This window comes from Enterobacter sp. CC120223-11 (assembly GCF_900215375.1).
Lineage (GTDB): Bacteria > Pseudomonadota > Gammaproteobacteria > Enterobacterales > Enterobacteriaceae > Scandinavium.
Genome location: NZ_OBEF01000002.1, coordinates 234,094 through 259,113, shown reverse-complemented (window position 1 = coordinate 259,113; position 25,020 = coordinate 234,094). Strand labels below are relative to the sequence as shown.

The following is a 25,020-nucleotide window of genomic DNA, read 5'->3' as shown; positions in this document are numbered from 1 at the left end:
GTTGATATTTTTATTAATGCTGGCGGGGAATGGGGAACCCTTTGACAGAAATAATAAAACTATCGCCGTCTTTTTTAATTTTTGCACCGGTGTCGCACCAGTCTGAGGCTATGCGGAAAAACTCATCGCTGCCGACATTCCAGTTCAGGCGTACGTGCTTCACATACCCAGAGCGAAGCATTTCACAGGCTTCGCCATAGCTGCTGGCGGTTGAAAGTTGTTGTTTCATTTTCTCTTCTTCAGAAGTTTTCGTAATGCCTTGATTTCTTTAGGAGTAAGAGGAGATGACTCTTCTTCGGTATGCTGACTGTCAACCTCATCTTCGGATACTCCCGCCTCTGATGCCACTTCAAATGCCAGCTGTAGCAGCTTTTGCGTCGCTGCGCTCAGCGTCTCGTTATGGACTTCCGCATAATGGCGTAATTGCTCTTTCAGATCGCCGTCAATTTTAACATTCAGAACTGCAGTGGTCATGGTCTCGCTTCCCGCGCAATAAATTCAGATAATTAATACACGAACATTTACAGGCAATCCAGCAATAATTTATTCATAAAAATGAAACAAATAATAACCCGGATTTATTGTCAGCCTAATATATGACAGTTATATGACAACTATATTTCAGCTGCGTGACTTATTGTTTATTCTTGCTGCAGATCTCATTCAGCGCCACTAAAATTCACGGGTTGCATTTCGGTTTAGATGCCGGAAGAGGCTTCGCGGTAAACTGGATAAACACATAACAGAGGCGAACAACGATGAAGATTTTTGTGACCGACAGCGAAGGCGTGCTGCGTGAAGTGGAAGGTGAAACTGTGGTGCTGGAGCTCAGCAACGGCAAAACCATTGAACTGGCGGAGATCACCGACTGGCCGGAGCGACAGACCGCCATCACTATTTGGGGCGGCAGACAGCCGCTGGAATCCTGGACGGAGGACGATCGCCACAAAACGGAACAGCTGAATATGTCGCTGGTTGCGGGAAACTGTGTTGACGTGTGGCCTGGAAGAGTCAAAAAACAAAATTGAGATTTACCGTTCTGTTAGCAAGCCCGAGAAGGTGACGTCCCTGCAATTCCCGTAACAAGACAGTCCGATCTTCGCAGATCGATCGCAAATTTGAGTCGAAACCGCTATTTAGTGCTCAAACCAGTAACAAATAATCTACTCTTCATGGATACCGTTACATGATGAGATAACGATGAAAATGAGATCAGGATTCTGCGCGTTGGCATTTTTGGTTGCGGGAAGCAGTTGGGCTGATGAGGGTAACAGCGCAGCGCAGGCAAATAACCCGCTCGCAAACATGACCGCTTTTAATATGCAAAACTATTACATCGGTGATGTCAGCGGGACGAGTGAGGATGCTAACCAGTTCTGGTTCCGCTACGCGACCCCCTTTTCGTTAGGTAAAAGCGACTGGCTGTTACGGGCATCACTACCGATTAATACCTATCCAACCCCTCCCGACGGCGGTCATCGTACTGGCGTAGGCGACCTTAATTTGTTCGCATCCTGGCTTATTGATACCGGAAACCCTGCGGTGAGTTTTGGCTTTGGGCCACAAATTACCACCCCTACAGCGTCTGATGATGCCGTTGGCTCCGGTAAATGGTCCGGAGGTCTGGTTAACGTCCTGTTTGATGCCAGCAATCCAAAATTTCAGTATGGCTACCTCGCCTCCTGGCAACATAGTTTTGCCGGAGACGATGACCGAAGCGATGTGAACCTGGCCACATTCCAGCCTTTCCTCTTCTATCAACTGGGAGGCGGGACCTATCTTCGTGCGGCACCGATCTGGCTTTATAACCTGCATAACGACGACTACAGCGTCCCGTTAGGTCTGGGTATCGGCCAGGTCATAAAGCGTCAGAAAACCGTCTATAACTTCTTTATTGAACCTCAGGGCAGCGTTGCCGATCGTGGTGATGGGCAGCCAAAATGGCAAATTTTTGCGGGGCTTAACCTGCAATTTCTGAACTAACGGAGTGGGGGATGGTTGATATGACCTGCTCCCCGTTGATTAATACGCCGTGATTTTGCGAAGACGAATCAAATAGGTAGTCCTGCGGCCAAAATGCGATCCCGCAGTTCGACGTGGGCGTCTGATCGAGCTGATAATTGAACAGTGCCCTGATTTCTGCCGGTCTGGCATTAAAAATGCCTGACCCTGCATAAATTTTTCGAGAAGCTTATTTATTTTCTTGAAGCGTATGTGGTGGTGCTAAACATTTACAGCAACAGATAACATTTAGCACCACCAACTGCACCAGACACGATTACATGGCGATTGCTTCAATAACAGAAGTCAAAGAGCGGGTGGGATAAATTGTCTGAAGTGCAAAACCACTGGTTTCAAGAAGCTGACTGAATTCCTTCATCGTCCTCTCCTTCCCGTTCAGGGTCATTAACATTACCACATCCAGGTTAACCGCAGGATGAAAAGCACCGTCATCAGGTAAAATAGCTTCAATAACCAGAAGCTTTTTCCCTTTATTAATGGCACGGCGCAGAACCGTTAATATTCTCAGGCAATCCGCATCTGAAAAGTCGTGCAGAATATTTTTAAGCAGATAAATATCTCCGCCTTTTGGCATATGCTGAAATATATCACCGCCCTCTACCTGCCAGTGATTCTTCAGTCCAGCATCGGGCAGTAACGTGTTTGCCACCGTTTCAGGTCTGTCGAAAAGCAATCCTGATAGACCAGGTGAACGGAACAAAATTTCTCTCAGTAAGCCGCCTTTTCCTCCAGCAATATCAATTATCTGCCCCTCATCAGGAAACGGATAACTTTCCGCTATTTTCTGGTTCACTCCCGACGTCAGCGCTGACATTGCAGAATCAAACAGTCGACTTTTTTCTGGAGCAACGGAAAGGTAACTAAAGAAATCATTATTAAAATGGATATCAAAACCCGGTTTCGACTGACGTAACGTTTCAGGAAGTGCTGCTGCGGAATGGCTGAACATTTCGTCAGTAAAGAGAAGTATGGCGTTACGCTGCGATCCTTGTGTATTTTCACACAACAATCTGCCCTGCTCAGTCAATGTCCATTGATGGTTATCCAGCAGTAAAAAAAGTCCGCGATGTGAAAGAAAACGCAACACTCTAAACAACGGTTCAGATATTAAACCAGCGCGTTGGGCAAGCTCTTCTGCCGAAAGCGGTTTCTCTGCCAGTAAATCAGCAATATTATGTACAACAACCGCCCGTAACGCGCTTGCGTAAATATGACCATACATCAGATCATGAAGTATAAAAGAATTTTGATGTGGATTTATGCCAGTCTTCTGTACATGAGTTTGCTTGTTCAAAGCTATATACCCCTCACTATTTGTGAGCATTGATTATACCATCCTGCATCAATTCATCATAATTTTAAGGGTTTTTACCCTATCAAAATAACATTAATTATCAAGCTATTATGAGGGTAATGAATGGTTACAGTTTCTCTGAAACCATCAATCCCACCATCGTTAGCAGAGCGTGATAAATTTATATCTGGGGTTGTTTAGAGGTTGCCGGTTTGTATTCTGCATTATGCCAGGCCGTATTATAGGCGTAATGGATACATTAAAATGATTATATTTCTTACTCTGCTAAACGACCGTTTATGGAGCCTTAACAGTGACGCCAATGATTAGCCTGCGGAATCGTACCGGGATGGACTGCGCAAGCATTGGAAAGGTTGTGAGGTGAGATATTTCTTCAAACGGAGCAAAGCTTCACGCCAGGAACCTGTACGAAGAGAAATTCGAATTTCACGGCGTTCCCGAGGTGTCAGGCAGACCCTTCGGTAGAACCAGATTCCGTGACGGGAAAGCATAAGATGCGACATTGATAAGCGTCCTGGTGATACACAAAAGTTGTATCACTGCCGTTTCAATGCACGAAAAAAGGGGATTACATGATGGATATCATGCACTTAGTACAAATGGGTGGGGGCCCTGCCAGCTACATCCCGGCACACACGTCGTCTGCCCTGGCTGCTTCCTTCCGGACCTGACCTGGTGAACAGAGTAGCGTTGCGGGAGAACCAACAGAGCCCCCATTGAGAGCGCCATTTCTGACGCGCTGGCGCATTATCCCTGTGCGGCCCGGCAATTGCAACCCACGGCGGTCCGGATGGTGCTTTATTGTCCGATAGCGAGTTTTCACCCCACCGATAAAACATTTCGATATTGCGAAGTCGCTCTCAGCAAATCGCCTCGCAGCGTCCAGACTATGCCGATACGCCGGGTGTTTCTCTCTCTTCAGGGGTCAACCATGATCAAATCACCGCCTTTGACGCTCACGCTGCCCATGCCAGCCATTGATGAAGTGACCCTGCCCCATAAAGGGCTGAATTATCTGCGCCCTGATTTAATGCTGAGCTTTGTCAGTATCAACCCAAACCCGCTGCTTTTTGTGACTCCTGTTGCCGTGCTTTATTCTTCACTTGGCGTGGTAGGTCACGTTCCGCTGCGCAAAATCCCTGTCGCCGTATCAGGCCAGGTGACTTACCCCATCTGTACTCAGGCCTTGCCGGAGATGCGCGGGAAACTGATTATCAGCACCGCTTCCCGAAAATTGAAATTCCTTGAGAATCAGATGGTCAAGCCTGATGACTTTGCGCCCAGCACCTCCCAGGTCATTGGTCTGGCGCTGGAGTTTATCTTTCAACAGCCCGACTGACGCCGCGCTTCACATCCCCTGGGGCCTCCATTATTCTGTGCTTTTCCTCTCAGGAAAGTGCAATGGAACCTGTTGATACATTCCCGCACCGGGTATGGCAAATCGTCGCGGCGATCCCGGAAGGGATGGTTACCACCTATGGTGACGTCGCGCGTCTTGCCGGGTCGCCTCGTGCGGCTCGCCAGGTTGGCGGCGTGCTGCGTCGCTTACCGGAAGGTTCAACCCTGCCGTGGCATCGGGTGGTGAACCGGCACGGCAATATCTCACTCACCGGCCCCGATCTTCAGCGCCAGCGCCAGGCGTTGCTGTCAGAGGGCGTGCAGGTTTCGGGGAGTGGGAAGATAGATATGCAGAGGTATCGCTGGATTTACTGATCCCTCCCCCGGACGGAGGAGGGAACCGACATTAAGGCATTTGCGTCGGGGCAGGAACCGCAGAAGAAGGGTTAACCTGCGTTGGCGATGTGGAAGGCATTGTGGTTGCCGCTCCCCCCGTCGTATTCACCGGCACGGCCGTTTGCTGAACGGGCACCAGCGTCAGGTCGGCTTTGGTCCCACCGTTGTTGATCACCTGCTGCACTGTATCGGTGATAAACACCAACTTGTCGTTCACCGTCACCGCCGCACTCAGCAGAATGCGCGCGTTTGGCTGGATATCGGCCGGGTTAAACGGCAGCACGAAGCTGAACGGAGCCTGTTTCCCTTCGGTGCGCATAACTTTCTGCGACAGCACTTTGGACGGCGCATCAGCCAGCGATGCATCCGACAACGTGACCGTCAGCACAGCATCCGGCGGCAGCGCGACTTTCTGGCGGATCCATGCGGTACCAGAGACGTTGGGTTGCTGAATTACAGGTTGTGTAGCCTCAGAGGGGTTCGGGCTTGGCGCAGGGGTCTTGATATCTGCACTTTTTTGAGCGCAGGCAGACAGTGCGACCGCAACGGCTAAACCACTTAACATGTGCACGAGCTTCATTATGTTCTCCTTATCATCCACTCAACAGCCAGATTAAATCCTGCCGGAGTGCGTGCCTGAAACATTTGTGACGCGGTAAGTGTGGCACAGATCTCAGATATTTGCCTGTAATCGCGCCGTTATTCAGATAATTGCACCCATCGGACCACTTCGAAAACTGCGTTATACTGTGCCTATTCCCGCATATCACGCGGTCTTTTTACCGTTGAGGACATTTATGAGTCAGGCTCTCTCTAATCTGCTAACCCTGTTAAATCTCGAAAAAATCGAAGAGGGATTGTTCCGCGGCCAGAGTGAAGATCTGGGCTTACGTCAGGTATTTGGCGGCCAGGTGGTAGGCCAGGCGCTGTATGCCGCCAAAGAAACCGTGCCCGCCGACCGACTGGTACACTCGTTCCACAGCTATTTCCTGCGCCCTGGCGACAGCGAAAAACCGATTGTTTATGACGTGGAAGTTCTGCGCGATGGCAACAGCTTCAGCGCCCGTCGCGTCGCCGCCATTCAGCACGGCAAACCCATTTTCTACATGACGGCCTCCTTCCAGGCGCCGGAAGCCGGCTACGAGCATCAAAAGCAGATGCCGCCAGCCCCTGCCCCGGATTCGCTGCCGTCTGAAACAGATATCGCCCGCTCACTGGCGCATCTGCTGCCCCCTCAGGCGAAAGAGAAGTTTCTGTGCGACAAGCCATTGGAGATCCGTCCGGTGGAGTTCCATAACCCGCTGAAAGGCCACGTAGCGGAACCGAAACGCCAGGTGTGGATCCGTGCTAACGGCACGGTCGCTGACGATTTCCGAGTGCATCAGTACCTGCTCGGTTATGCCTCAGACTTCAACTTCCTGCCCGTGGCACTTCAGCCGCACGGCGTGGGCTTCCTCGAAAAAGGGATGCAGGTGGCGACCATCGACCACTCCATGTGGTTCCATCGCCCGTTCAACATGAATGAATGGCTGCTGTACAGCGTGGAGAGCACGTCAGCATCGAGCGCCCGTGGCTTTGTGCGCGGTGAGTTTTACACGCAGGATGGTGTGCTGGTGGCGTCCACCGTGCAGGAAGGGGTGATGCGTAACCGCAACTGACAATAGTGCGGTCTGGTGCCCTCTCCCCCAGCCCCTCTCCCACAGGGCGAGGGGAGTAAAGATGGAGCTCAGCAATTCCCTCTCCCAACGGGAGAAGATTAGGGAGAGAGGGATAACAGATGCCCCAAAAACAAAAGCCTCCAATTCGGAGGCTTTTGTCGCTATGGAGATAATCTCATACCGGAGTTGTCTGTTACCCTCACCCCGCCCTCTCCCTAAGGGAGAGGGCGAAAACACTAAAGGCCTTCTCAGAGAGAAGGCCTTGCAGTTTACTTAGGCGTTGTAAGCATTCTCGCCGTGGCTGTTGACGTCCAGCCCTTCGCGCTCCTGCTCTTCCGGTACGCGCAGGCCCACGGTCAGGTCAGCCAGCTTGTAGCCGATAAAGGCAACCACCGCAGACCAGACGATAGTCAAAGCAACGCTCTCCAGCTGCACCAGCACCTGATGGCCCATGGTTACGCCTTCGGCATAGCCCACACCGCCCAGGGAAGTGGATGCGAAGATACCGGTCAGGATACAGCCGACGATGCCGCAAACGCCGTGCACGCCGAACACATCACAAGGGTCATCCACGCGCAGCCAGCGTTTCAGCGCAGTTACGCCCCACAGGCCAGCCAGACCCGCCGCGATACCGACAATCAGGGAGCCGCCGACACCGATGTAGCCACAGGCAGGCGTTACAGCGACCAGACCCGCGATAGCACCGGAACAGGCACCCAGCAGGGAAGGCTTGCCACGCAGCGCCCACTCGCCAAAGACCCAGGCCAGAATTGCCGCAGCCGTTGCCACTACGGTGTTCACGAATGCCAGGCCGGCAATTTCGTTCGCCGCACTTGCAGAGCCTGCGTTGAAGCCAAACCAGCCCACATAGAGGATGGCGGTGCCAGTGAAGACCATTGGCAGGTTATGCGGTTTGAACGCTTCTTTGCCAAAGCCTGCACGTTTGCCAATCAGGTAAGCCCCGACCAGACCCGCCACAGCGGCGTTAATGTGCACCACGGTACCGCCCGCGAAGTCCAGCGCGCCGTGAGTTGCCAGCAAACCGCCGCCCCACACCATGTGCGCAATCGGCACATAGGAGAAGGTCATCCACACCACCACAAAAATCAGCACCGCGGAGAAGCGAATACGCTCCGCCAGCGAACCCACAATCAGGCCAACGGTGATACAGGCGAAGGAGCCCTGGAAGGCTACGTGAATGTACTGATAGAAGGTGCCCATCAGCGCTTTAATATCGATGCCTTTCAGCAGCACCCAGTCGAAGCTGCCGAAGAAGTTACCGCCGGTGCCAAACGCCAGGGTGTAGCCGTAAACCACCCACAGCACGCAGACCAGTGCGAAGGAAACGGTGACCTGCGTCAGCATGGAGAGGACGTTCTTCCCGCGGATCAGGCCGCCGTAAAACAGCGCGATGCCGGGAATACTCATAAACAGCACCAGCGCGGTGCTGATCATCATAAAGGCGTTGTCGGCTTTATCCGCGACGGCGGGCGCCGCCATCGCCAGACCCGGCAGCAGCGCCAGGAGACCAGGGGCAAATTTCAGTACTTTGTTCATGTTCTCGATCCCTATCACTGTGTGGTCTGAGAATTACAGAGCCGCTTCGTCGGCTTCGCCGGTACGAATACGAATCACGCGCTGCAGCTCGGCGACAAAGATTTTGCCGTCGCCAATCTTGCCGGTATAGGCCGCTTTACTGATCACATCGATCACTTCTTCGAGCTGATCGTCGGCGATCGCGACGTCAATTTTCACCTTCGGTAAAAAGTTGACGCTGTACTCGGCACCGCGGTAAAGCTCAGCATGGCCTTTCTGACGTCCGAAGCCTTTCACTTCGGTCACGGTCAGCCCCTGAATACCTATTGAAGACAATGCTTCACGTACGTCTTCGAGTTTGAATGGTTTAATCACCACGGTAACCAGCTTCATAGATCCCCTCCAGTCAGAATTCGGTAATGGCGGCAGCTAACACGTAGGAGGTAAAGCAAGCGGCGTGCCAGAAATTAGAATTGCGCGTTTTCTGACGGTTTCAGTGGGGTAGACAGCGGGAAAAATCAAAGCGAAAAGCGCGGGAGGCGGCAGATGAAACAAAAACGCACCAGCATAGTGCAAGGTGCGTTGAGGGAATGCACCAGCTCGCGCTGGTGTTAGCAAAATGCCTAATGATGGTGCATCAGGCGATTAGCGACTCTTCTTCTATGCTGGCGGCCAGCTCTTCGCCAGCCAGCTGAAGCTGATACATCTGCCAGTAACGCCCTTTGGCTTCAAGCAGCTGCTGATGCGTGCCGCGCTCAACGGCCTGCCCGCGATGCAGCACCAGAATGGTGTCCGCGTCGACAATGGTCGACAAACGGTGCGCAATCACTACCAGCGTTGTGTGCTGCCGCACCGCCGCCAGCGCCTGCTGAATGGCCTGCTCGGTGCCGGAATCGATATTGGCCGTCGCCTCATCAAGGATCAGAATTTGCGGCGTCTCCACCAGCACGCGCGCCAGCGCCAGCAGCTGCTTCTGACCGACGGAGAGATTATTCCCCTGCTCGCCAAGCTGGGTGTAAATGCCGTCGCTCATGCTGCGCGCCAGCTCCGCCAGCTGCACGGTCTCCAGCGCCTGCCAGACCTGCGCTTCACTGATATCCCGCCCGAGGGTAACGTTGGCAAAAAACGTATCGGCCATCACCACAGGATCCTGCTGCACCATCGCCACACCCTGACGCAATACGCTATGATCGAGCGAGGAAAGCGGCCGCCCGTCAAGACGAATTTCGCCTTTGGTCAGCGGATAATAGCCCATCAGCAAACTCGCCAACGTACTCTTTCCGCTGCCGGTATGGCCGACCAGCGCCACAAAGCTGCGCGTTGGGATAGTCAGGTTGATGTCCTGCAACACCAGGCGGTCACCGCGATAAGCAAAGGAGACGTTATCCACTTCAATGGACCCGCTTTGCAGCGGCGCATCATCATCGCCGTACACCTGGCGCGGTTTGTCCATCAGTTCAAAGACGCGCTCCCCCGCTACCACGGCCTGTTGCAGCATTGATTGCTGAGTGGTGAGCTCAATTAGCGGCTCATTGAGACGGCCAAGATAGCTGATAAATGCGTACAGCACGCCCACTTCGATGGTGCCTTTGGCGGTCAGGCCGAACAGCATCAGCAGACCGCACAGGATAAGCGAGGAGAACAGACTCAGCAGCGGGCGCAGCAGGAAACCGTCGAGGCGCAGAGTCTGCATCCTCGCCATATAGTGCGAACGACTCGCCTCGCCCATGCGCTCGCCAAAGCGCGCCTGCTGACGGAACTGCTGAATAACGCTCATGCCGTTGATGACTTCGTTGAAGCCATCGTTGATGTCCGCCAGATAGGCACGCACGCGACGCACAATTGGCGTGCTGTAGCGCTGATAAATCACCATGACCACAATCACCGCCGGGAAGATGGCAATGGCCACCAGCGCCATGCGCCAGTCGAGGCTGAACATTGCCACCAGCATGGCGCTGATTAATGCCGCGCTTCTAAGCACGGTAGAAACCACGGTCACGTAAAGATCGCGGATGACTTCAGTATCGTTAGTCACACGGGAGATCAGCTGCCCGACGGGCTGCACATCAAACTCGCTGAGCGGCTGGCGAAGTGCGGCATCCATGACGTCGGTGCGCAGCTGCTGGACGACACCTACCGCAGCTCGGTTAAATAACAGCGACTGAACGTAATGCAGAGACGCCGCCAGCAGCTGCAGGCCGACATAGGCCGCCGCAAGGCCGATAACGATGCCCCACGGCAGATAGCTTTTCGCCACCATGTTGTCGATGAAGTAGCTGATAAGCAGCGGTCCCGTCACTTCCGCCGCCGCGGCTATCCACATGATCACCATGCCGATACCCAGCGGCTTGCGCCACGGCGAGCCGTACGCCAGCAGGCGCTTCAGCGTCGGCCAGAGCTGTCCAAAATTACGCATCGGCTTCCTCCTCGCGCTGCTCTTCCGGCACGTCGTTGAGCGCCGCCTCAAGTTGCTGATAGCGGTACATATCACGATACCAGCCAGGCTGCGCCGCAAGGTGCTCATGCCCGCCGCGCTGGGCGATGTGTCCGTGCTGCATGACGATAATTTCGCTCGCCTCGGTTAACGCCGAGAGGCGGTGGGCGCTGATGATCACCGTGCGCCCTTCGCCCCACTGCCGCAGATTGTGCAAGATTTGGTGCTCGGTACGCCCGTCAACGGCAGAAAGCGCGTCGTCGAGGATCAGAATTTCCGCGTCCAGCAGGAGCGCTCGCGCGATGGAGATACGCTGCTTCTGCCCGCCGGAGAGCATCACGCCGCGCTCGCCCACTTCAGTTTCGTAACCCTGCGGTAGACGCAGGATATCTTCGTGGACGCTGGCAAGCCTTGCCACGTGCTCAATCTCTTCCTGAGTCGCACCCGGTTTACCCAATGCGATATTGTTGCCAACGGTGTCAGAAAAGAGGAACGGTGTCTGGTTCACTACCGCCAGGCGGCTGCGCCAGCCATCAAGCTGAAGCGCGGTCAGTGGCTTATCCTGAAAACGAATATCGCCCTGAGTGACATCAAAATGACGCTGAATCAGCGACAGCACCGTGGTTTTCCCGGCCCCCGTCGGGCCGCAGATCCCCAGCATCTGGCCGGGCGCAAGGCGGAACTGCACGTTTTGCAGGGTCGATTTATCCGTTTGCGGATAGCGGAATTCGCTAATATTGACCGCAAGCGTACCGCGCTCTGGCGTCAGGCTCTCGCTTCCGTCGTTTACCACCGGCGCCTCTGCCAGCATGGCGCGAATACGGCTGTAGGCCGCGCTACCTCGCTCAACAATGTTAAACATCCAGGCCAGCGCCAGCATCGGCCAAATCATCAGCCCAAGGTACATCATAAAACTGGTGAGCTGCCCGAGCGTCAGGCTGCCGTGAACCACCATCCAACTGCCGCCGCCGATAGCCAGCAGGTTTGCCATACCAATGGCGATGTAGATGGTTGGATCAAAGCGCGCATCCACGCGGGCGACGCGCATATTTTTCGCGCCGGTATCCGCAGCATCTGCCGCAAACTGCGCCGACTGGCGGTCTTCCAGGCCAAAGGCTTTGATCATGCGGATGCTGGTGAGGCTCTCCTGAGTGCGATCGTTCAGGCCAGAAAAGGCTGCCTGCGCAAGCTTGAATCGCTCGTGCAGCGTGTCGCCGTTGCGTTTGATCGCCAGTGCCATAATTGGCATCGGCAAAAGCGCCAGCAGCGTCAGCTCCCAGCTGATCTGCGTGGACATGACGATCAGCACCGCGCAGCCCATCACCAGCGAGTCCACCAGCGTCAGCACGCCTTCACCTGCGGCAAACACCACGCGATCGACGTCATTGGTGGCGCGGGCAATCAAATCCCCGGTGCGGTGACGCAGGTAAAATTCAGGATGCTGGCGGCTGAGCTGGCGGTAATAGTCTTCACGCAGCTCCACCGCGAGCTGATAGGACGCACCAAACAGCAGCACACGCCAGACGTAGCGCAGCAGGTAAACCACCACCGCAATCAGCGCCAGCGTGCCCACCCACATCATGATTCGCATGGCGGTGTAGTGATTTTCAGTCACGCCATCCACCACGTAGCCCACCACCTTTGGCGGGATCAGTTGCAAAACGGCAATAATAATAAGCAGCAGGACCGCACCGAGGTAGCGACGCCACTCCCGGCGGAAGTACCAGCTGAGTTGAGCAAATAATCGCACGCAGAATTACCCGGATAATGAATCGACCGGCAGCGCGGTGGTGTATTTGATCTGTTCCATCGCAAAGCTCGATGTCACGTCAGATAACCCCGGCACGCTGTTGACCAGTCGTTTATAAAAGTCGTCGTAGCGTTTCATGTCCGCCACCTGAACCCGCAGCAGATAGTCGTACTCGCCCGCCATGCGCCAGAAGCCAAGCACTTCCGGCATCTGCGTCACCTGCGACACAAAGCGGCTGTACCATTCGCTGCTGTGATGCTGGGTTTTGATCAGCACAAAGGCCGTGAGTCCGAGACCCAGTTTTTCCGCATCCAGCAGCGCCACGCGCCCGCGCAAAATGCCTTCGTCTTCGAGACGTTTCAGGCGCTTCCAGCAGGGCGTGGTGGTCAGATTAACGGCATCAGCCAGCGCCTGCAAAGAGAGGGTGCAGTCCTCCTGCAATAGCGCCAGCAGCTTACGGTCAATTTTATCTATCATAGAGCCATCACAGAGAAAATTATTCTCTTCTTATTCTATTTCAAAGGTCAGATAGCAACAATTTTTTCCGTGCTTTCCAGTAAGCTGGGCACAAAATGACAAACGGATAAGCATCATGAACAGCACCTGGGTAAAACACGCCATCAGCGAAATTAATGCCGACTATCAGCGCTCTGCCGACACGCACCTGATTCGGCTCGCCCTGCCCGGTTTTCCGGGTATCCAGCTCTACCTGAAAGATGAGAGCACGCACCCGACCGGCAGCCTGAAGCACCGCCTGGCGCGCTCGCTGTTTTTGTACGGATTGTGTAACGGCTGGATCAAAGAAGGCACCACGATAATAGAGGCGTCCTCAGGTTCAACCGCTGTTTCCGAGGCCTATTTCGCCCGCCTGCTCGGCCTGCCGTTTATTGCCGTCATGCCCTCCTGTACGGCAAAACGCAAAATTGAGCAGATCGAATTCTACGGCGGTCGCTGCCATTTCGTGGAGAGCGCCTGCGAAATTTATGAAGCTTCCGAGAAGCTGGCCCGCGAGCTGAACGGCCACTATATGGATCAGTTCACCTTCGCCGAGCGCGCAACGGACTGGCGCGGTAACAACAACATTGCCGACAGCATTTTCCGCCAGATGCAGCACGAACCGAATCCTGTTCCGGCGCATATCGTCATGAGTGCGGGCACTGGCGGTACGTCGGCCACTATCGGGCGCTATATCCGCTGTCAGGGATATGACACTAAGCTCACCGTGGTCGATCCGCAGAACTCCGTGTTTATGGACTACTGGCAAAGTCGGGATGCAACGCTTCGCAGCCCGGTTGGCAGCAAAATTGAAGGGATTGGTCGCCCGCGCGTGGAACCGTCCTTCATTCCTGACGTCGTGGACAACATGCTGCGAGTGCCAGATGCCGCGAGCGTTGCCACTGCGCACTGGCTGGAAACGCAGCTTGGCCGCAAAGTCGGCGCATCGACAGGCACGAATATGTGGGGCGCGTTGAACATCGCCGCACAGATGCGCAGCGAAGGTCAGACAGGTTCCATCGTCACGCTGCTTTGCGACAGCGGTGAACGCTATCTGGAAACGTACTACAACCCGCAATGGGTGGAAGCCAGCATTGGCTCACTGGCGACGGCAAAAGCGAAACTGGCTGAACTGCTGGGCTAAATTTAAAAGGCGTAGGCCCCCTGTTGAATACGCCTTTTTTAACCAATCAATAGCAGGCAGGAAAGATCGTCCCCGGCATTGATCATATCGATCGCTTTATCCATTCGGCGGTCGATCGTTGACGAATGCAGGGTATGCTCGGCAAGGCTTGCCACAATCTTCAGTATCGTCGACCGGTCCGGCACTTCCTCCAGCGACTTTAGACTTAGCAAATGCTTAACGTAGAAATAGTCGAGGATCAGACGGTAAACCTGGCGCATGGCCGTTGAGTAATCCACCCCAGGGAAATGGCTGTGATAAATTTTATAGGTCAGCAAATTACGCAGCACGTGCGGCTCGCTGAGGCAGGAATCCTGGCACAGCTGCTGCCATTGGTTATCCAGGGTGGCAAACTTGTCAGCGAGCGCCTGAAGGTCCGGGCTGTCAGCAACGTTTAAATATGTCGCCATCTGCTGGTGTGCTTCACGAATGATGCCATCTCTTCCGCTATTTCTCGCGATCAACGAACCCAGCACGGACAGTGCGCGCACCTTCAGTCCAACAGAGTCCGTTGCCGATGGGCGATGAATTAGGCTCTCACCTGCTGCCAGATCGTTTAATAGCTGCTGATGGTACTGTTCGGCCTGTGCAAAATGGCGGTACAGGTCAAACTCGATGCGTTGCAGATAAACCACAAAATGCGCCAACGCCATCAGATTTTCTTCGACGTTCACCGAGGGTGCCTGCAGGAGGTGCCAGGCAAAGAGATGGACAACCTGGTGGATTTGATTCACCGGCTGTCGCTGGCCGATGAGGTTGATTTTCGCCTTCGCCAGCAGCTCATCCTGTTCATGCACCAACATGCTGTTTGCGTCGAACAGCACCAGCCTCGCGACCTCCGGACATGAGAGCGTCATTAAATGACGCGTTTCATCGGCGTAGCGCGTTTTAGAACGTGGATAGGTTGAACAGGTGACTGAAAGCGCCTTTTCCCCAAGCTCCCGATGGACCAGGCAGAGCTTGTTTTCGTCGATAAAAGGACACTGCCCCTGCGCGTCCAGCTTAATCATCGAATAATTGCTTTTACCTTTTCGCATCCGCAGCAGGTTCTCTTTTGCCAGCGCGGCGATTTCTGGCTGTTCAGCGTTGAGGTAAGCATGATGGGTTTTCTTATCGATGGATATCGTCCATCCCTGACAGCAGGAGATCAGGCATTCGGGGCCGACGCAGGTGAACTTCTCCACGAACTCCGGTTTGATCACTTTATGGATTTGCATAGCATTCTTCACGTGTAAAAGGCGAAAAATAGCACGCTGTCAGAAAAGATTAATAACGCCATAACCTGACGTTTTAACGAGCATTTCACTCGTTCCAGAAAGCCAAAGAAAAAAGCCAGACGTCATAAGAGGTCTGGCTTGCCGGAAGGGTCTCTGTCATTCGGGGGAATAAGGGAGATGTGGAGTGTCCAGCCAATGAGTCAAATAATGCGACACCGCCTGGTTCTGACAGTGTCCAATAACCGGTAGGTGTGGCAACGTGGCTTTTAGCTGCGGCATGGCGTTACCCATAATCAAGCCTTTCCCCACCAGCCCCAGCATTTCGCTGTCGTTCATTGCGTCACCAAACGCCATGCAGTCGGCCATTGTCATACCCAGGTGACCGCTGAGCGTGGTCAGCGCCGCGCCCTTATTGCAGCCTACCGGCAACACTTCCAGGCATTCGAATGCGGAGAATGTCAGATGTGCGCGATCGCCGATGGCGTCATTCAACTGAATACGCAGACGGCTGAGATCGTCATGATCGCCGCAGAAGCAGATTTTAGTGACGTCCTGCGCAGGCAGCCGTTTGAAATCGCAGAGCTGATAGTGGAAGCCGCTGTAGACGTGCGCCTGCAACATGTCAGGGATATCGCGATCGGTGAGCCAGCCGCTGTCGTTAAACACGTGCATGCTGGCCTGGGTATCCCAGTGGCTGTGCAACACCAGATCGGCCACTTCCGGATTGAGATCGCTGTGGTGCAGAACATCCCCTTCCAGCGAGTGGATACGGGTGCCGTTGCCGGTTATCAGGAAAGCATCGAGGGAAAAATTGCCAATCAGATGGCGCATTTCGAGGACATGACGACCGGTGGCGAACGTCAGGGTGATCTCCCGCTCGTGCAGGCGCTTCAGGGTGCTCAGCGTTTTTTCGCCCAGACGATGGTCGGGCATCAGCAGTGTCCCGTCCATATCAAATGCCGCCAGTCTTGCCATGTTGTTCCCCGAAAGTGTGATGAAAGTCGCTTGTCGGCAAGTATCACCTGAGATATACGGAAGGAATAGTGATTTAATGGATTATATTGTTCCGGGTTTATCAGGACAGAACCGATGCGCCAGCTTAACCGTCTGAATCAGTTTCAGCGCCTGTGGCAGCCCTCTGCGGGTGCCCCTCAGCAAACTACCGTCGCCGAACTGGCGGCAAGATGCTTTTGCAGCGAGCGTCACGCCCGCACGCTGTTGAGCCAGGCTCAGGAGGCGGGCTGGCTAAGCTGGCAGGCGCAGTCCGGACGCGGCAAACGCGGGACCTTAACTTTTCACGTCACGCCGGAGAGCCTGCGCACCGAGATGATGGAGCAGGCGCTGGCCCGTGGGCAGCAGCAAAATGCCCTCGAATTAGCCCAACGGGCCGCTCCGGAGCTGCGTGCACTTCTGCATCCTTTTCTCGGTGGACAATGGCAGAACAACGCCCCAACGCTGCGAATTCCCTACTATCGCCCTCTTGAACCACTTCGTCCGGGCTTTCTGCCGGGCCGCGCCGAGCAGCATCTGGCCGGGCAAGTCTTTTCAGGCCTGACGCGTTTCGCACATGATAATGACGAACCGGTGGGCGATCTGGCGCATCATTGGGAGGTTTCGGACGACGGGCTGCGCTGGCATTTTTATATCCGCTCCACGCTGCACTGGCACAACGGCGACCCGGTTGATACCGCACAGCTTCATCAGCGTCTTAACCGGTTACTGGCCCTTCCGGCGCTGCGAACGCTGTTTGCGAGCGTCCAGCATATTGAAGTGACGCACGCCCAGTGCCTGACTTTTACGCTCGCCAAACCCGACTACTGGCTGGCGCATCGCCTTGCCAGCTATTGCAGCGTGCTGGCTCACCCGGACAATGATGCACTTGGCACAGGCCCTTTCCGACTGAGCGTTTTTGGACCTGAACTGGTCAGGCTGGAGAGTCACGGCCGCTATCACCTTAGCCATCCGCTGTTGCAGACGATTGAGTACTGGATTACCCCGCAGCTGTTTGCGCAGGATCTCGGCACCAGCTGTCGGCACCCTGTGCAGCTTGCCATTGGTCAGGGGGATGATTTATCACGGCTGCGGCCGGTCAGCGACAGCATCAGCCTCGGGTTTTGCTACCTGACGCTGCGCCAGAGCAAGCGCCTGACCGCCGCCCAGGCACAAAAGCTGATTGCGCTGATTCATCAAACCTCCCTGATGCAGACCTTGCCGCTCGACGAAAACCTGATAACCCCAAGCCACGAACTGCTGCCCGGGTGGGCCATTCCACTAGCAGAAGACACCGAATCAGTCGCGTTTCCCCCCACGCTGACGCTTATCTACCATCTGCCCGTCGAGCTTCATACCATGGCAGAACAGTTGCGTCAGGCGCTGGCGGCACAGGGCTGCGAGCTGACGGTGATTTTTCATGATGCGAAAACCTGGGACGGCTGTACGCAACTGGCGAATGCTGATTTAGTCATGGGTGACAGGCTGATTGGCGATACGCCCGAGTACACGCTTGAACAATGGCTGCGCTGCGACCCGCTTTGGCCTCATACGCTCAGTGCTGCGCAGTATGCGCATCTTCAGGCAACGCTTGATGCAGTACAGACTCAGCGGCATTCGGCTTCACGCTATGCCGCATTACAGAACGTTTTTCACCATTTAATGGAAAACGCGGTGCTGACGCCGCTGTTTAACTATCAGTACCGCATCAGCGCCCCGCCCGGCGTGAACGGGATCCGGTTGAACGCCCGAGGCTGGTTTGATTTCACCGAAGCGTGGCTCCCGGCATCCACATCGGCATAAAGCACGCGTTGCAGCTGGTGGACGTCACCCTCAGGCGCTACCATAGCGTTTTCCCGAAATTGACAGGATTTGCTATGAAACGCGCCGTCGTGGTTTTCAGCGGAGGTCAGGACTCCACAACTTGCCTGGTGCAGGCTTTGCAGCAGTACGATGAAGTGCACTGCGTAACTTTTGATTACGGCCAGCGCCATCGTGCAGAGATAGACGTGGCGCGTGAACTCGCCCTCAAACTCGGGGCTCGTGCGCATAAAGTCCTGGACGTGACGCTGCTGAATGAACTGGCCGTCAGCAGCCTGACGCGTGACAGCATTCCGGTACCGGACTATGAACCGGAGGCCAATGGCATTCCGAATACGTTCGTGCCAGGCCGCAACATTCTGTTTCTGACGCTGACCGCAATTTATGCTTATCAGGTCAAGGCGGAAGCGGTGATCACCGGCGTGTGCGAAACCGATTTTTCCGGCTACCCGGACTGCCGGGACGAGTTTGTCAAAGCGCTTAACCACGCAGTGAACCTCGGCATGGCCAAAGAGATTCGCTTCGAAACGCCGTTAATGTGGATTGATAAGGCCGAAACCTGGGCGCTGGCCGATTACTGGTCCCAGCTCGACCTGGTGCGCAGCGAAACCCTCACCTGCTATAACGGCATCAAGGGTGACGGCTGTGGGCATTGCGCGGCTTGTACGCTTCGCGCGAATGGCCTGAGCCACTACCTTGCCGACAAAAGCGGCGTGATGGCGGCCATGAAGGCAAAAACCGGGTTAAAATAATGGCATCATCCCCGGCGGCGTAATGCATGCCGGGGCTTCTCACGCAGGTCTACTCCACCATCGCCTCCAGATGCTCGCGGAGTTCTCCCTCCAGCGCCAGTGCCTTTTGCGTTTTCAGATCGATACAGACAAAGGTGATTTGCGCATCTGCCACCACTTCGCCTTCAGGCTCCAGGGTGACCACCTGGCTCAGCACCCCGCTTTTACCGTTGAGCTGCTGCACTTTGCTGGTGACGGTGAGCAAATCGCCCAACACCGCCGGGCGGCGATAGTTGATGTTGATGTTCACCACCACAAACGCGATGTTGTTTTTGGTCATCCACTGGAAGCCTGAACTGTTTTCCAGCCCGTCCCAGCGCGCCTCTTCAAGAAACTCCAGATAGCGGGCATTGTTAACGTGCTGATAAACATCCAGGTGAAAACCACGAACTTTGATTTGAGTCTGCATAGCGCAATAGCCTTTCTTATTAATAGAGTCAGAGGTCGCACACTGGTACGACCTCTTAATTCTGGCATTTTTTTACAACTGTGCAACCTTTCCGGCCATTCAGAGCATCAGATACGGAAGATTTCTTTCAACCAGCGTTCCTCCCATCCCCGGTACCTGACGCAGATCGTCGATGCTTTTAAAGGGGCCAAACTCGTCACGGTAGCTGACGATGGCCTGTGCTTTTTTACTGCCGACACCTTTCAATACCCGCATCAGTTCCTCAGCGCTTGCCGTATTAATGCTGACCTTGTCGCTATTGCCCTGCTCGTTGATAGCGGGAGTACTTCGTTTCTCTGCATCCACGGGTTTTGCAGCTGCCGCTTTGGCGGTACTTCGGACTTTTTCCTGCGCGGGCGCGGCGGCCACCTGAGCTGTGAGCCCTGAACAGGCCAGAGTAAGTGCGAACAGTAAGGTTTTGATTCCTGCTTTCATGCTGTTATCTCCTTGTTTGTTGACAGCAGTGTCACCATAACCAGCAGCAAAAAGCAGAACAAAAGGCAGATTTCAGAAATGGAAAAGGCCGCGAAAGCGGCCTTTAAATATTGCAGTGCGTTACGAAAATCTGGGAGCGTGCGCGAAATTATTGCTGCTGTTGCGCAATATCGCCCAGCTTGATTTTCGCTTCTTTGCGCAGGTTCGCCATCAGTGCTTCGAAAGCCACCTGGGCGTTATTTTGGGTGATGCCCTGCACCATCGCTTTCTTCTGCTCTGCCGGCATGGTGCCGTCTTTCACTTCATCCAGAGAAACCAGAACCACGTTGCCCTGCATGTCGGAACCGACGCCATAGCTCGCTTTATCTTTCTGCGGCAGCGGCAGTGCGAACGCGGTCTGGCTCAGCGGATCCTGCCCGGTACGGCTCAGGGTTTTCGCAGCACCAAAGCTCAGGTTCGCCGCCTTCATAGCTTCGTCGCCTTTGCCCGCTTTCAGATTCGTCAGCAGCTTCTCTGCGGTGACGTTTGCCTGCTGCACGGCTTTAGTGTGCTTAACGATATCCGTCACCTGCGCTTTCACTTCGGCCAGCGGTTTCACCGCTTCTGCTTTATGCTCGCTGATACGCAGAACGAAAGCACGATCGCCGTCGACGGTGATGATGTCGGAGTTGCTGCCCGGCGTGCCGTTCTCACCGACTAATCCGCCGTTGAAGATGGCATCAGAGACAGGTTTGAAGTTCAGCTCTGCTGGCAGGCTGTCGTGGCCAAACCAGCCTGTTTCAATGGCTTTAATACCGGAAACCTGTTCAGCACCGGCCAAAGATTCGTTGTCATTGCTGGCCGCATCGCTGACTTTCTGCTGCATCGCGTAGAAGGCATCCAGTGCTTTTTCCTGCTTCACTTTCGCCGCGATTTCATCGTGAACTTCAGCCAGCGGTTTCACTTTCGCAGGCACGACGTCATCAAGACGCGCCACCAGGAAGCCCACGCTGGATTTGATCACGCCTGAGAGCTGGCCTTTATCTTTCAGACCGGCATTTTTCAGCTCATCCGGGGTGGTGGATGCTTCCAGCCAACCCATGTCACCGCCGTTTTTCGCGGAGATGATGTCGGTAGATTTTGCTTTCGCAACGTCAGCAAAGTTGGCGCCTTTGTTGATTTCATCCAGTACGGCTTTGGCGTCGGCTTCTGTTTTGGTCTGAATGACGCTGTAGCGTACGCGCTGTGGCTGCGTGTACTGATCCTGATGCTGATCGTAATAAGACTGAATGTCAGCGTCGGAAGCCGTTTCCTGCAGGCTGGCAGCATCCAGTTTGATATAGCTGACGCGGAACTGCTCCGGTGCCACAAACTGATTTTTGTGCTGCTCGTAGTAGCTGGTAATTTCCTGATCGCTGGCCTGCTGCGTCGCCGCCAGCGCATTCACGTCAAGGGTAGCTTCGCGAACAACGCGCTGCTGTGAAACAAGCGCCGCCAGCTGGTCGGTTTCACCCGGCAGCATGAATTCGGAACCCACGATGGCGTTGATTAGCTGCTGAGTCACCAGCTGGTTACGCAGTGCCTGCGCATACTGATCGGTGGTCATGCCCATCTGGCCGACAATAGCGCTGAAGCGCTGATTGTCGAATTTGCCGTTAGACTGGAAAGCCTGAGTCTGGAAAATCGCCTGCTTCACCTGACTGTCGCTGATGCCGAGATTCAGATGTTTCGCGTACTGGTCGAGGAGCGATTCGTCGATCAGGCGGTTGAGCACCTGCTGACGCATCGTTTTCATGTAATTTTCGTTGGAAGCGAGTTCAGAGAACTGATCGCCTAACTGCTGCTGCATACGATTTCTTTCGCTGGCAACGGCATTTTCATATTGTGCGCGACCAATTTCCTGGCCATTCACTTTCGCGGCGTAATCACTGTTACCGCCAATCAGGTAGCTACTCACGCCGGTCAAAATGAACGACACGATAATGATACCGAAAATAATCTTGAGCACGACACTATTGGCTGCCGTACGTAAGGAGTCCATCATGGTGTAACAACGCTCCGCTGTAGGTGACTGTAATCCTCGCACAGCATAGCATGGAGAGCGGCTGCGCGTGAGAGGCTATTTTGACAAGAAACGAGGGTTATTGTCAGCCCACAACTCGCCTAAAGTCGCTTAAAATCAGACTGGACAAACAAAAAAGGCACATCTGATGATGCGCCCTTGTACTTCGTCACGTTCCCGGGAGGGAAAGCGATCAGTTTACCGCGTCTTTCAGTGCTTTACCTGCACGGAAACCCGGAACTTTGGCAGCAGCAATGGTGATCTCTTTACCGGTTTGCGGGTTGCGACCAGTACGGGCAGCACGCTCTTTAACAGCAAAAGTACCAAAACCTACCAGCGCAACGTCATCCCCAGCCTGCAGAGACTCGGTAACGGAAGCGATCAAAGCATCTAACGCACGGCCAGCAGCAGCTTTAGAGATATCCGCACCTGCAGCAATTTTGTCAATCAGTTGAGATTTATTCACTGTTCTCTTCCTCTCTTTATAATTTATATCGCACTGGAATCCTCAGCAGTGCGACGGCGCAGCAGTTATATCAGGAGTGTCATGCCCTTACAACACCCGTTGTCTATGACATACCCAACCAGCAATCTAAATTAGCTATACAAAAAAAGGCTGGCAAGTGAGAAATCACCTGTCAGCCCCGTTTTTATTAACGCTCTTTGCGCGAAGTCACTATTTTGCGGTCACAACCTGCATGCCGTAAGGCTCATTCTGCAAAGCAAGCGCCAGAACTTCCTCGATGCGCTTCACCGGATGAATCTTCAGATCGGCAATCACGTTATCAGGAATCTCTTCCAGATCACGTTTATTTTCGTCCGGAATCAGAACGGTTTTAATGCCGCCACGGTGCGCCGCTAACAGTTTTTCCTTCAGGCCACCGATCGGAAGCACCTGGCCACGCAGGGTGATTTCACCCGTCATTGCCACGTCTGCACGCACCGGGTTACCCGTCAGGCAGGAAACCAGCGCAGTACACATTGCGATACCGGCACTCGGACCATCTTTTGGCGTTGCGCCTTCCGGCACATGAACGTGGATGTCGCGTTTTTCGTAGAAGTCACCGTTAATGCCGAGCTTCTCTGCACGCGCGCGAACCACTGTCAGCGCCGCCTGGATGGATTCCTGCATCACTTCGCCAAGCGAACCGGTGTAGGTCAGTTTACCTTTACCTGGCACACACGCAGTTTCGATGGTCAGCAGATCGCCGCCCACTTCGGTCCACGCGAGGCCCGTTACCTGACCGACGCGGTTTTCATCATCCGCACGACCGTAGTCGAAGCGCTGCACGCCAAGGTAATCATGCAGATTTTCACCGTCGATGGTGATGTGCTTGAGCGTTTTGTCCAGCAGCAACTGCTTCACCGCTTTACGGCACAGTTTGGAGATTTCACGCTCCAGGCTACGCACGCCCGCTTCACGGGTGTAATAACGGATAATGCCGACGATGGCGCTGTCTTCAACCGTAATTTCGCCTTTTTTCAGGGCGTTACGCTCAATCTGTTTTGGCAACAGGTGGCGTTTGGCGATGTTCAGCTTCTCATCTTCGGTATAGCCGGACAGGCGAATCACTTCCATACGGTCCAGCAACGGTGCCGGAATGTTCATGGAGTTGGAGGTCGCGACGAACATCACATCGCTGAGATCGTAATCAACTTCCAGATAGTGATCGCTGAACGCTACGTTCTGTTCTGGATCAAGCACTTCCAGCAGCGCGGATGCCGGATCGCCACGCATGTCCGAAGACATCTTGTCGATTTCATCCAGCAGGAACAGCGGGTTTTTAACGCCCACTTTCGCCATTTTCTGAATCAGCTTGCCCGGCATGGAGCCGATATAGGTGCGACGGTGACCGCGAATTTCCGCTTCGTCACGCACGCCGCCCAGCGCCATACGGATGTACTTACGCCCGGTGGCTTTGGCGATGGACTGACCCAGAGAGGTTTTACCGACCCCCGGAGGCCCTACCAGGCACAGAATTGGCCCTTTGAGCTTATTCACGCGGCTCTGGACTGCGAGATACTCAAGGATCCTGTCCTTCACGCGCTCCAGACCGTAGTGGTCGGTATCGAGGATCTCCTGCGCCTGGCGCAGATCCTTTTTAACTTTGCTGCGCGCGTTCCACGGAACCTGCACCATCCAGTCGATATAACCACGAACGACGGTCGCTTCCGCGGACATCGGCGACATCATTTTCAGCTTCTGCAGCTCGGCTTCAGCCTTCTCTTTTGCCTCTTTCGGCATCTTAGCGGCGTCAATCTTACGCTTCAGCGCTTCGTTTTCGTCCGGCGCATCGTCCATCTCGCCGAGCTCTTTCTGAATGGCTTTCATTTGCTCGTTCAGATAGTACTCGCGCTGAGATTTCTCCATCTGTTTTTTGACGCGATTGCGAATGCGTTTCTCAACCTGCAGCAGGTCGATTTCCGATTCCATCATCGCCATCAGGTATTCCAGACGTTCGTTGATGTCGGACATCTCTAGCACGGACTGCTTGTCCGACAGCTTGAGCGGCATGTGCGCGGCAATGGTGTCCGCCAGACGAGCCGGATCGTCGATGCTGTTCAGCGACGTCAGCACTTCCGGTGGGATTTTCTTGTTGAGCTTGATGTAGCCTTCAAACTGGCTAATCGCGGTGCGCACCAGCACTTCCTGTTCGCGCTCGTCGATGGCCGGGGAATCAAGGTACTCAGCCTTGGCTGAGAAATGTTCGCCGTTGTCTGACAGCGCGGAAATACGCGCACGCTGAAGACCTTCGACCAGCACTTTTACGGTGCCGTCGGGCAGTTTCAGCATCTGCAAAATAGAGGCCACGGTCCCGACGGTGAAAAGATCGTTTACACCCGGCTCATCCGTTGACGCGTCTTTCTGAGCGACCAACATGATTTTTTTATCATGGTCCATGGCCGCTTCCAGACAACGGATAGATTTTTCCCGCCCTACAAATAAGGGAATGACCATGTGCGGATAAACCACCACATCGCGCAACGGCAATACGGGGATTTCAATGCGTTCAGAACGCTCAGGATTCATAGAGCTCTCTCTTAGTTTAATGTCCGCCAGGGTAGTCGATGGCGCCACTGTGCTTCACACCACCGTTAACATGTAATCCAGTATATGGGGATGTTTCCCACACATTCAACGGCAGGAAT

General features: G+C 54.4%; 24 protein-coding genes and 1 other RNA gene. 8 read left to right on the top strand and 17 right to left on the bottom strand.

The window, feature by feature from the left end; all coding sequences use genetic code 11:
* Window positions 1-13: 13 nt before the first annotated feature.
* Entirely contained in the window at window positions 14-229 is a 216-nt protein-coding gene (locus tag CRO87_RS03470) for a hypothetical protein (RefSeq protein ID WP_097161529.1), read from the bottom strand.
* Window positions 226-474, bottom strand: a complete 249-nt coding sequence (locus CRO87_RS03465) for a hypothetical protein (RefSeq protein WP_097161528.1) — start codon at window positions 472-474, stop codon at window positions 226-228. The genes CRO87_RS03470 and CRO87_RS03465 overlap by 4 nt, the downstream gene beginning before the upstream one ends.
* A 284-nt stretch (window positions 475-758) precedes the next feature.
* Here CRO87_RS03465 and CRO87_RS03460 point away from each other — a divergent pair, with 284 nt between their 5' ends.
* Together CRO87_RS03460 and CRO87_RS03455 are read left to right on the top strand one after the other, a co-directional pair.
* Complete coding sequence (locus tag CRO87_RS03460) at window positions 759-1,028, top strand: hypothetical protein (protein ID WP_097161527.1); 270 nt, start codon at window positions 759-761, stop codon at window positions 1,026-1,028.
* A gap of 172 nt (window positions 1,029-1,200) precedes the next feature.
* Window positions 1,201-1,983 (top strand): hypothetical protein, encoded by a 783-nt coding sequence (locus CRO87_RS03455; RefSeq protein WP_097161526.1) that lies wholly within the window; start codon window positions 1,201-1,203, stop codon window positions 1,981-1,983.
* 295 nt (window positions 1,984-2,278) lie between these two features.
* Here CRO87_RS03455 and CRO87_RS03450 read toward each other — a convergent pair whose 3' ends face one another.
* Both CRO87_RS03450 and ffs read right to left on the bottom strand, forming a co-directional pair.
* Window positions 2,279-3,316: a methyltransferase gene (locus CRO87_RS03450; protein ID WP_217992661.1), complete on the bottom strand. Its 1,038-nt coding sequence runs from the start codon at window positions 3,314-3,316 to the stop codon at window positions 2,279-2,281.
* A gap of 631 nt (window positions 3,317-3,947) precedes the next feature.
* Window positions 3,948-4,044: signal recognition particle sRNA small type (gene ffs, locus CRO87_RS03440), an RNA gene on the bottom strand.
* Between the two features lie 224 nt (window positions 4,045-4,268).
* On the opposite strand from ffs, the gene CRO87_RS03435 reads away from it, so the two are divergent.
* Both CRO87_RS03435 and CRO87_RS03430 read left to right on the top strand, forming a co-directional pair.
* Entirely contained in the window at window positions 4,269-4,676 is a 408-nt protein-coding gene (locus CRO87_RS03435) for a dTDP-glucose pyrophosphorylase (RefSeq protein ID WP_097161524.1), read from the top strand.
* Between the two features lie 62 nt (window positions 4,677-4,738).
* Complete coding sequence (locus tag CRO87_RS03430; RefSeq protein WP_097161523.1) at window positions 4,739-5,050, top strand: MGMT family protein; 312 nt, start codon at window positions 4,739-4,741, stop codon at window positions 5,048-5,050.
* Between the two features lie 31 nt (window positions 5,051-5,081).
* On the opposite strand, the gene CRO87_RS03425 is transcribed toward CRO87_RS03430, so the two are convergent.
* Window positions 5,082-5,651 carry a YbaY family lipoprotein gene (locus tag CRO87_RS03425; protein WP_097161522.1) on the bottom strand — a complete coding sequence of 190 codons (570 nt, stop codon included), beginning with the start codon at window positions 5,649-5,651 and terminating at the stop codon, window positions 5,082-5,084.
* Window positions 5,652-5,868: 217 nt separating this feature from the next.
* On the opposite strand from CRO87_RS03425, the gene tesB reads away from it, so the two are divergent.
* Window positions 5,869-6,729, top strand: a complete 861-nt coding sequence (gene tesB, locus CRO87_RS03420) for an acyl-CoA thioesterase II (protein ID WP_097161521.1) — start codon at window positions 5,869-5,871, stop codon at window positions 6,727-6,729.
* A 273-nt stretch (window positions 6,730-7,002) separates the two neighbouring features.
* Here tesB and amtB read toward each other — a convergent pair whose 3' ends face one another.
* The 5 genes from amtB to CRO87_RS03390 all read right to left on the bottom strand — a co-directional run bounded on the left by amtB (window position 7,003) and on the right by CRO87_RS03390 (window position 12,926).
* Entirely contained in the window at window positions 7,003-8,286 is a 1,284-nt protein-coding gene (gene amtB, locus CRO87_RS03410) for an ammonium transporter AmtB (RefSeq protein WP_097161519.1), read from the bottom strand.
* Window positions 8,287-8,319: 33 nt separating this feature from the next.
* Window positions 8,320-8,658, bottom strand: coding sequence for a P-II family nitrogen regulator (gene glnK, locus CRO87_RS03405; protein WP_097161518.1), 339 nt, complete (start codon window positions 8,656-8,658; stop codon window positions 8,320-8,322).
* Window positions 8,659-8,902: 244 nt separating this feature from the next.
* Window positions 8,903-10,681, bottom strand: a complete 1,779-nt coding sequence (locus CRO87_RS03400) for a SmdB family multidrug efflux ABC transporter permease/ATP-binding protein (protein WP_097161517.1) — start codon at window positions 10,679-10,681, stop codon at window positions 8,903-8,905.
* Window positions 10,674-12,449, bottom strand: coding sequence for a SmdA family multidrug ABC transporter permease/ATP-binding protein (locus CRO87_RS03395; RefSeq protein WP_097161516.1), 1,776 nt, complete (start codon window positions 12,447-12,449; stop codon window positions 10,674-10,676). The genes CRO87_RS03400 and CRO87_RS03395 overlap by 8 nt, the downstream gene beginning before the upstream one ends.
* 6 nt (window positions 12,450-12,455) lie before the next feature.
* Window positions 12,456-12,926, bottom strand: coding sequence for an Lrp/AsnC family transcriptional regulator (locus tag CRO87_RS03390; protein WP_097161515.1), 471 nt, complete (start codon window positions 12,924-12,926; stop codon window positions 12,456-12,458).
* 115 nt (window positions 12,927-13,041) lie between these two features.
* On the opposite strand from CRO87_RS03390, the gene CRO87_RS03385 reads away from it, so the two are divergent.
* The gene (locus CRO87_RS03385) at window positions 13,042-14,088 is read left to right on the top strand and encodes a PLP-dependent cysteine synthase family protein (RefSeq protein WP_097161514.1); all 1,047 of its coding nucleotides are present in this window, start codon (window positions 13,042-13,044) and stop codon (window positions 14,086-14,088) included.
* 38 nt (window positions 14,089-14,126) lie between these two features.
* On the opposite strand, the gene fliB is transcribed toward CRO87_RS03385, so the two are convergent.
* Complete coding sequence (gene fliB, locus CRO87_RS03380; RefSeq protein ID WP_097161513.1) at window positions 14,127-15,344, bottom strand: flagellin lysine-N-methylase; 1,218 nt, start codon at window positions 15,342-15,344, stop codon at window positions 14,127-14,129.
* A gap of 156 nt (window positions 15,345-15,500) precedes the next feature.
* Window positions 15,501-16,319 (bottom strand): HMP-PP phosphatase, encoded by an 819-nt coding sequence (gene cof / locus CRO87_RS03375; RefSeq protein WP_097161512.1) that lies wholly within the window; start codon window positions 16,317-16,319, stop codon window positions 15,501-15,503.
* 114 nt (window positions 16,320-16,433) lie between these two features.
* Here cof and CRO87_RS03370 point away from each other — a divergent pair, with 114 nt between their 5' ends.
* Both CRO87_RS03370 and queC read left to right on the top strand, forming a co-directional pair.
* Window positions 16,434-18,137: an SgrR family transcriptional regulator gene (locus CRO87_RS03370; protein WP_097161511.1), complete on the top strand. Its 1,704-nt coding sequence runs from the start codon at window positions 16,434-16,436 to the stop codon at window positions 18,135-18,137.
* Between the two features lie 74 nt (window positions 18,138-18,211).
* Window positions 18,212-18,907, top strand: coding sequence for a 7-cyano-7-deazaguanine synthase QueC (gene queC / locus CRO87_RS03365; RefSeq protein WP_097161510.1), 696 nt, complete (start codon window positions 18,212-18,214; stop codon window positions 18,905-18,907).
* A gap of 49 nt (window positions 18,908-18,956) precedes the next feature.
* Here the strand turns inward: queC and CRO87_RS03360 are convergent, their stop codons facing one another.
* The 5 genes from CRO87_RS03360 to lon all read right to left on the bottom strand — a co-directional run bounded on the left by CRO87_RS03360 (window position 18,957) and on the right by lon (window position 24,901).
* On the bottom strand, window positions 18,957-19,355 hold the full coding sequence (locus tag CRO87_RS03360) for a YbgC/FadM family acyl-CoA thioesterase (protein WP_097161509.1): 399 nt from the start codon (window positions 19,353-19,355) through the stop codon (window positions 18,957-18,959).
* A 99-nt stretch (window positions 19,356-19,454) separates the two neighbouring features.
* Window positions 19,455-19,829, bottom strand: a complete 375-nt coding sequence (locus CRO87_RS03355; protein ID WP_097161508.1) for a helix-hairpin-helix domain-containing protein — start codon at window positions 19,827-19,829, stop codon at window positions 19,455-19,457.
* Window positions 19,830-19,977: 148 nt separating this feature from the next.
* The gene (gene ppiD, locus CRO87_RS03345) at window positions 19,978-21,852 is read right to left on the bottom strand and encodes a peptidylprolyl isomerase (protein ID WP_097161507.1); all 1,875 of its coding nucleotides are present in this window, start codon (window positions 21,850-21,852) and stop codon (window positions 19,978-19,980) included.
* 211 nt (window positions 21,853-22,063) lie between these two features.
* Window positions 22,064-22,336 (bottom strand): nucleoid-associated protein HU-beta, encoded by a 273-nt coding sequence (gene hupB / locus CRO87_RS03340; protein WP_002444653.1) that lies wholly within the window; start codon window positions 22,334-22,336, stop codon window positions 22,064-22,066.
* Between the two features lie 210 nt (window positions 22,337-22,546).
* Window positions 22,547-24,901 (bottom strand): endopeptidase La, encoded by a 2,355-nt coding sequence (lon, locus tag CRO87_RS03335; protein WP_097161506.1) that lies wholly within the window; start codon window positions 24,899-24,901, stop codon window positions 22,547-22,549.
* Between the last annotated feature and the right edge of the window lie 119 nt (window positions 24,902-25,020).

Bases quoted from the DNA above. Each gene is read 5' to 3' on its own strand.
- CRO87_RS03470 (WP_097161529.1), bottom strand. From the start codon at position 229: ATGAAACAACAACTTTCAACCGCCAGCAGCTATGGCGAAGCCTGTGAA.
- CRO87_RS03465 (WP_097161528.1), bottom strand. From the start codon at position 474: ATGACCACTGCAGTTCTGAATGTTAAAATTGACGGCGATCTGAAAGAG.
- CRO87_RS03460 (WP_097161527.1), top strand. From the start codon at position 759: ATGAAGATTTTTGTGACCGACAGCGAAGGCGTGCTGCGTGAAGTGGAA.
- CRO87_RS03455 (WP_097161526.1), top strand. From the start codon at position 1,201: ATGAAAATGAGATCAGGATTCTGCGCGTTGGCATTTTTGGTTGCGGGA.
- CRO87_RS03435 (WP_097161524.1), top strand. From the start codon at position 4,269: ATGATCAAATCACCGCCTTTGACGCTCACGCTGCCCATGCCAGCCATT.
- CRO87_RS03430 (WP_097161523.1), top strand. From the start codon at position 4,739: ATGGAACCTGTTGATACATTCCCGCACCGGGTATGGCAAATCGTCGCG.
- CRO87_RS03425 (WP_097161522.1), bottom strand. From the start codon at position 5,651: ATGAAGCTCGTGCACATGTTAAGTGGTTTAGCCGTTGCGGTCGCACTG.
- tesB (WP_097161521.1), top strand. From the start codon at position 5,869: ATGAGTCAGGCTCTCTCTAATCTGCTAACCCTGTTAAATCTCGAAAAA.
- amtB (WP_097161519.1), bottom strand. From the start codon at position 8,286: ATGAACAAAGTACTGAAATTTGCCCCTGGTCTCCTGGCGCTGCTGCCG.
- glnK (WP_097161518.1), bottom strand. From the start codon at position 8,658: ATGAAGCTGGTTACCGTGGTGATTAAACCATTCAAACTCGAAGACGTA.
- CRO87_RS03400 (WP_097161517.1), bottom strand. From the start codon at position 10,681: ATGCGTAATTTTGGACAGCTCTGGCCGACGCTGAAGCGCCTGCTGGCG.
- CRO87_RS03390 (WP_097161515.1), bottom strand. From the start codon at position 12,926: ATGATAGATAAAATTGACCGTAAGCTGCTGGCGCTATTGCAGGAGGAC.
- CRO87_RS03385 (WP_097161514.1), top strand. From the start codon at position 13,042: ATGAACAGCACCTGGGTAAAACACGCCATCAGCGAAATTAATGCCGAC.
- fliB (WP_097161513.1), bottom strand. From the start codon at position 15,344: ATGCAAATCCATAAAGTGATCAAACCGGAGTTCGTGGAGAAGTTCACC.
- cof (WP_097161512.1), bottom strand. From the start codon at position 16,319: ATGGCAAGACTGGCGGCATTTGATATGGACGGGACACTGCTGATGCCC.
- CRO87_RS03370 (WP_097161511.1), top strand. From the start codon at position 16,434: ATGCGCCAGCTTAACCGTCTGAATCAGTTTCAGCGCCTGTGGCAGCCC.
- queC (WP_097161510.1), top strand. From the start codon at position 18,212: ATGAAACGCGCCGTCGTGGTTTTCAGCGGAGGTCAGGACTCCACAACT.
- CRO87_RS03360 (WP_097161509.1), bottom strand. From the start codon at position 19,355: ATGCAGACTCAAATCAAAGTTCGTGGTTTTCACCTGGATGTTTATCAG.
- CRO87_RS03355 (WP_097161508.1), bottom strand. From the start codon at position 19,829: ATGAAAGCAGGAATCAAAACCTTACTGTTCGCACTTACTCTGGCCTGT.
- ppiD (WP_097161507.1), bottom strand. From the start codon at position 21,852: ATGATGGACTCCTTACGTACGGCAGCCAATAGTGTCGTGCTCAAGATT.
- lon (WP_097161506.1), bottom strand. From the start codon at position 24,901: ATGAATCCTGAGCGTTCTGAACGCATTGAAATCCCCGTATTGCCGTTG.